2 protein-coding genes are annotated in these 1,110 nt (G+C 70.1%); one reads left to right on the plus strand and one right to left on the minus strand.

Features of this window, described 5'->3' with window-relative positions; all coding sequences use genetic code 11:
- Positions 1–78: 78 nt before the first annotated feature.
- A complete protein-coding gene (locus Dsi01nite_RS42770) occupies positions 79–468 on the minus strand; it encodes a winged helix-turn-helix domain-containing protein (protein ID WP_203852157.1) in 390 nt (129 codons plus the stop codon).
- Positions 469–813: 345 nt separating this feature from the next.
- On the opposite strand from Dsi01nite_RS42770, the gene Dsi01nite_RS42775 reads away from it, so the two are divergent.
- A complete protein-coding gene (locus Dsi01nite_RS42775; RefSeq protein ID WP_203852158.1) occupies positions 814–1,050 on the plus strand; it encodes a hypothetical protein in 237 nt (78 codons plus the stop codon).
- The last annotated feature ends 60 nt before the right edge of the window (positions 1,051–1,110 follow it).

A 1,110-nucleotide genomic window follows, 5' to 3' on the forward strand; every position in this document is an offset into this window, starting at 1 on the left:
GTTCGGCTACTCGCGGCCGTTCGGCTACTCGCGGCCGTCCGGCTACTCGCGGCCGTCCGGCTACTCGCGGCCGTCCGGCTACTCGCGGCCGAACTCGAAGCGGTCCGCCGGGTACGTCCGGTCGCCGACGACCAGCACCGGCACGCCATCGCCGAGGCCGTGGTCCTTCTTCTCCTGCGGCGTGGGCATCCGGGCCCAGACGACCTCACCCTGATGCAGCCAGACCCGCTCGCGCGACGTGTTGGCCCGCACCCGGCTGCGGTATCCGCGCTTGCTCTCGACGAGGCCCTCGCCGCGCAGATACGCCATGGCGTCACGGATCGTGTCCCGGCCGACGTCGTACTCCTCGGCCAGGTACTTCTCCGAGGGCAACAGGCTCCCCGGAGCCATTTCACCACTGATGATCTTCTGCCGTATCGCGTCCGCGACCTGCAGATAGAGTGCCAGGCCCGAACTCCGGGAGATCATGTCCGCGACCATATGAAGTTCTATCGGCTACAGGGGTGGTGGCCTTATGGCTATTGGGTTAGAGTTGGCGCCAGGCGCGGGACCGGGCTGGGCGGTCCGGTTTCGCGCCACCCAATCCGGGGTGCGGCGCCGTTCCACGACGCTGCGAGCCGCGCGGCGTCGCACCCCACCTTCCCCACCCGGACCACCCGGCTCCCGCTGGTCCTACCCGGCCTGAGCCGGATCTACCCGGCCCGACCGGACCGACCCGGATCCGCCCGATCCGCCCGATCCGAATCCGGATCCACCACGGCGTCAGCCGGCCCCACTCGGCAGACCGGCCCACTCGGCAGATCGGAGACAGCCATGGACGACGAACTCTTCCCCATCGTCACCCTCGACCTCCGCGCCATCCGCACCGTCATCACCGAGGACGAAGGCGACCCGATCCTCCTGGTCGACGACGGCGACGTGCAGATCGAGTTCGGCTCCGGCCTGTGCGGCACCTGGGAACAGGCCATCCTGGGCGCGGAGCGCCTCGCCACCGCGGCCGAACAGTTCGCCGTCGCGTTGCGCGAGCAGCAGATCACCCTGGCCGCCTGACCCAGCGGCAGACAGCGCCGCCCGAACCCAGTGACAGACAGCGCCGCCCGAACCCAGCGG

This window comes from Dactylosporangium siamense, assembly GCF_016862795.1.
Taxonomy (GTDB): domain Bacteria; phylum Actinomycetota; class Actinomycetes; order Mycobacteriales; family Micromonosporaceae; genus Dactylosporangium; species Dactylosporangium siamense.

What these genes read in the sequence shown, in the direction of transcription:
- Dsi01nite_RS42775 (WP_203852158.1), top strand. Translation starts at nt 814, where the DNA reads ATGGACGACGAACTCTTCCCCATCGTCACCCTCGACCTCCGCGCCATC.
- Dsi01nite_RS42770 (WP_203852157.1), bottom strand. Translation starts at nt 468, where the DNA reads ATGATCTCCCGGAGTTCGGGCCTGGCACTCTATCTGCAGGTCGCGGAC.